This window comes from Oscillochloris sp. ZM17-4, assembly GCF_019599295.1.
Lineage (GTDB): Bacteria > Chloroflexota > Chloroflexia > Chloroflexales > Chloroflexaceae > Oscillochloris.
Genome location: NZ_JAIEWN010000042.1, coordinates 1 through 4,357, shown reverse-complemented (window position 1 = coordinate 4,357; position 4,357 = coordinate 1). Strand labels below are relative to the sequence as shown.

General features: G+C 75.1%; 5 protein-coding genes. 2 read left to right on the top strand and 3 right to left on the bottom strand.

The annotated features are described in order from the left end of the window. Both K2Z83_RS22220 and K2Z83_RS22215 read left to right on the top strand, forming a co-directional pair. Positions 1-1,604 (top strand): FtsK/SpoIIIE domain-containing protein (locus K2Z83_RS22220; protein WP_255604414.1); only part of this gene is annotated, 1,604 nt, incomplete at its 5' end. Between the two features lie 80 nt (positions 1,605-1,684). Beyond that, on the top strand, positions 1,685-2,335 hold the full coding sequence (locus K2Z83_RS22215) for an EsaB/YukD family protein (protein WP_220597370.1): 651 nt from the start codon (positions 1,685-1,687) through the stop codon (positions 2,333-2,335). Positions 2,336-2,345: 10 nt separating this feature from the next. On the opposite strand, the gene K2Z83_RS22210 is transcribed toward K2Z83_RS22215, so the two are convergent. The 3 genes from K2Z83_RS22210 to K2Z83_RS22200 all read right to left on the bottom strand — a co-directional run. Continuing rightward, on the bottom strand, positions 2,346-3,092 hold the full coding sequence (locus K2Z83_RS22210; RefSeq protein ID WP_220597369.1) for a hypothetical protein: 747 nt from the start codon (positions 3,090-3,092) through the stop codon (positions 2,346-2,348). A 29-nt stretch (positions 3,093-3,121) separates the two neighbouring features. Next, positions 3,122-3,913 carry a protein kinase gene (locus K2Z83_RS22205; protein WP_220597368.1) on the bottom strand — a complete coding sequence of 264 codons (792 nt, stop codon included), beginning with the start codon at positions 3,911-3,913 and terminating at the stop codon, positions 3,122-3,124. A 22-nt stretch (positions 3,914-3,935) separates the two neighbouring features. Beyond that, a partial coding sequence (locus tag K2Z83_RS22200) for an FHA domain-containing protein (RefSeq protein ID WP_220597367.1) occupies positions 3,936-4,357 on the bottom strand: 422 nt, incomplete at its 5' end.

The following is a 4,357-nucleotide window of genomic DNA, read 5'->3' as shown; positions in this document are numbered from 1 at the left end:
CCCAGGAGTGCCGCCAGGAGCCGTTCGCCCTCGATCTGGCCGCCGCCCACCTGGCGGTGGTCGGCGCCCCCGGCAGCGGCAAGACGATGCTCCTGCGCAGCCTGATCCTCAGCCTGGCCGCAGCCCACACGCCCGCCGACCTCTGGCTCTACATTATCGACGCCGGCGGCCAGGGCCTCGCGCCGCTCGCCGGCCTGCCCCACGTGGGCGCGCTCATCCAGGCCCGCGAGCGCGAGCGGGTGCGCCGCCTGATCCGTATGCTCGACAGCGCCATCCGCGAGCGGCAGGATCGTCTGCGCGCCGCTGACGCCGCCGACCTGCCTGCCTACCGCGCCGCCGGGGGGCGCGATATGCCCGCCCTCGTCCTGGTGATCGATAAGCTGGCCGTGCTCAGCGAGGAGCTCCGCGACACCAGGAGCGAGACGAGCATCCTGGACGACCTGGTGCGCCTGGCCCGCGTCGGCCGGCCCTGCGGCGTCCACCTGGCGATCAGCGCCGACCGCGTGGGCGACCTGAGCTACCGGCTGCTCTCGCTCTGCGACGCGCGCATCGCCCTGCGCCAGGCCGAGATCCACGACTACGCCGATGTGCTCGGCGCGCGGGTGAGCGCGCCCATCCCGCCGACGCTCCCCGGCCGCGGCCTCTGCCCCCACGCCGACCACGGCCCCCTGGAGCTCCAGGTCGCCCTGCCCAGCCTTGAGCCGCCCGCATCTGATGAGGACGCCCCCGGCGCCGATCTGTCCGCCCGCGCCCTCGACGGCGAGCTGGCGGCCGACCTGCGCGACCAGGTGGCCGCCATCGCCTCGGCCTGGCGCGCGACCCCCGGCGCGGATCAGGTGCGCCCGCTGCCCGTCGAGCTTCTGCCCGAGCGGGTGGCGCTGGGCGGCCTGGGCAATCCAGTCGTCGCCGACATCCGCGCCGGGCTGGCCGCGCCCATCGGCCGCGAGAGCATGGCCCTGGCCGTGGCCGAGCTGCGCCTGGACGACGACTCGCCCCACGCCCTGATCATCGGCCCCCGGCGCAGCGGCAAGACCAGCGCGCTCGACACGATCCTGCGCGGGCTCGCCGCCCGCCACGCCCCGGGCGAGCTGGAGCTGCTCATCCTCGACGGCCCGCGCGGCGGCCTCGCCGGCCTGCGCGAGCTCCCCCACGCCACATGCTACGCGCGGGCCGAGCAGGGCGCCGAGGCGCTGATCGCCGCCGTGGCCGAGCTGCGCCGCGCGGCCGCGCACGCCCCGCGCCGCATCATCGCCATCGACGACTACACCCTCTGCCGCGAGCGCCTGCGCGACCAGCTCGGCCAGGGCTATGGGCCAGAGCCGAACCTGCTGGCGAATCTCTGCGACCTGGCCCAGAGCGGCGGGCAGCAGGGCGTCCACATCCTCATGGCGACAACCATGGCCTATGCCGACGACGCGCTGCTGCGCGCCCTCGACGGCGGGCGCGGCGGGATCATCCTCTGGCCGGGGCGCTATGACGGCGGGACGCGCCTGCTGGGCGTGGGCCTGCCCCTGGCCGAGCAGCGCGACGTCGAGCAGCCCCCTGGCCGGGCGCTGCTTGTGCGCGATGATGATCAGGCGATCATCCAGATCGCCCTGGCATAATTCCTTTTGTATTGCCGCAATCTGCCAGCGAAGCTGGCAGATTGCGGCAATACAAATAAAAATGAAGGAAGGAGCAGGCAGTGGCCCACACCCCATCAACAATCACCGTCACCCTGCACTGGCAGGGCAGCACCGGCCCGCGCTCGGCCAACATCATCTGTGAGGATGGCGCGGCCGGCGAGCTGACGCCCATCCTGGCCGCCGGCTGCGGGCTGCCGGAGCGCGACCCGCAGGGCGCCGCGATCCCCTACGCGCTGCGCGTGGGCGCGGCCGGCGGGCGGCCCCTCAGCCCCGATACGCCGCTTGGCGCCCAGGGTGTGATCGACGGGAGCCACCTCTGGCTGAGCGGCCCGCGCGCCATCGCGGCCGCCCCGCGCCACTGCGCGCTCTCTCTCCCCGAGGGCGGCGCTATCCTCGTGCCGCCCTCGGGGTTGGTGCTCACCCGCAGCTGGATGCTGCGCGCCCTCGGGCTGCTCCAGCCCGAGGCCTACGCCCGCGAGCTGCGCCTGATCGACGCGGGCCGCTCCGACTACCGCTTCGTCTCGAAGCGCCCCCACTGCGCCCTGGCGCCCGCCGGCCCCGGTGCCTGGCATGTCGTCACCGATCGCGATGACGTCGACACCCTGCTGAACGGCTCGGCCCTCGCGCCCCGCCGCCCCGCCCGCCTCGCCGACGGCGACTCCCTCCAGATCGGCGAGGGCGGGCCGGCCCTCGATATTGTGCTTCTGTGAGCCGCCGTCCCTACCGCTCCTGGAACACGACCGCCGCCCGCTGCTCGGGCGCGCCGCTCAGGTAGACGGTGGTTGCCACACCGGAGTCGCCGCCGCCTGGAGTCCAGAACAGCACCACGCTCCAGGTCGACGCGCCCAGCCCGCAGCGCCCGGCGTAGCCGCCCGCGTCGGTCTGGCTCTGGTAGCTGTGCTCGCCGTTATTCACCTCGACCACCGCGTCGGACACCGGGCCGGCGCGCCCGATGACCTGCACGTCTACGCAGCTGGCGAACTGGCCGCTCTCGCCGCCGCCCTCGAAGCTCTTGCGCTGGGCGACGGCGTAGGTGCGATGGGGCTGGGCCTGCGGCCTCGGCCGGGCGGCCTGCGGCTGGGTCGCTGGGGAGTCCGCCGCCTCGTCCGCGTGTGTGGGCGCCGCCTCAGCGGCGACCTCGCCCATGCGGGCGGCGATCCGCTCGCGCAGCTCGCCCTCGGGCGCGGCTGCCATCGCGAGGGCGAGCTGGTCGATGGCGGCGCGGCGGGCCTCCGCGCTGTCCAGCGCCCCGCGCAGCGCGGCCTCTGCCCGCGCCATGTGGGCCGTTGCGACAATCCCCGCCGCCTCGTCGCTGGTGCTCGCCCAGGGGCCGGCCAGGGCGACCGCCGCCGCGTACTCGCCCGCCTCCATGGCCGCGCGGGCCTGCGGCAGCGCGGCCGGGGCCGCCGGCGGGGCGCCCCGCTCGACCTGCTCAACGCCTGAGCACCCCACGAGCAGCGCCACCATGAGCAAGGGCCACCCAGGAGCAGTACGCATCATCTCCCCCCAATCTGCAATCTGCGATCTGCGATCTGCAATCGCTCCAGCATCGCCGCCATATCGGGCAGCGCCGCCGCCCGCCGCCGTGAGTCGCCCTCCGTCGCATCGTGGATCAGGCCGGCGAGGGCGGGCGGGGATATCTGTTCGCTAAGCATCGCCCGCAGCGTTATCCCCAGGCTATACACATCGGCGAGGGGGCTGGCGGGCGCGCCGGAGAGCCGCTCGGGCGCCATATACCCCCTCGCCCCGTAGTCCCAGCGCCGCCTGGGCGCGCCCAGGCTCTCGGCCGCCCCCAGGTCGATCAGCGTGACCAGCGGCCGCCGCCCCGCCCCGATGATCAGGTTCGCCGGGCGCACGTCCTGGTGGACGATGCCCAGCCGCTGGTGCAGATGGTCCAGGGCCGAGGCGGCCTGCGTGGCGATGTGGGCGGCCAGATCGGCCGGCAGCCCCCGCCCGCGCCGGCGGGCCAGCAGCTCATCGAGGCTGCGCCCCGGCACGTAGCGCAGCGCCAGGAAGGGCGTCCGCCCCGCGCCCGGCGACTCGACATAGCCGAGGTCGCTGTGGCGTCGCGAGTAGAGCTGGGCGATCCCGGGGTGCTCGGCGGCGGCCAGCCAGCCGTGCTCGTCGTGGAGCCCTGCGGCGTGGCCCGGCCGGGCCACCTTGATCGCGGCCAGCGCCGCTCGTCGCCCGCCACCCGCCGGACGGGCCAGGTAGACCTCGGCCTGCCCGCCGCCGCCAACCCTGCGCAGCAGCACGAAGCCGCCGACCCGCGCATGTCGTTTGATCATCGCTGCCTTTAACACGCAACACTCACCACGCATCCGCCCGCCGCAGGGCGACCCGCACCTCCGGCCCGATCCAGAACTCGTCGCCGTCTTGGAGCTCGGTGGGCCGGTGGGCCGGCAGGCGCGGGCCGCCGGGGCCGAGGCTGGTGCCGCCGGCGCTGCCCAGGTCTGCCAGGGTGATCTGGCCGCCGGCCAGGGTGAGCCGGGCGTGCAGGTTCGAGACGGACGGCCCGTCGATCTGGAGGTCGCAGCCGGGGTCGCGCCCGATCACGCACTGCCGCTCGCGCAGCTCGTGGGTGATGCGCCGCTCGCCCGCCCATGCCACCAGCCGGTAGGCGGGCTGGGCCGCATCTCGCCGCCGCCGCGCCCCGCGCTCCGTCTCAGCATCCTCGCCTCGCCCGGGAGGCAGGGGTCGGGAGGCGGGAGGCGGTGTTCCCCCCCCCCCCC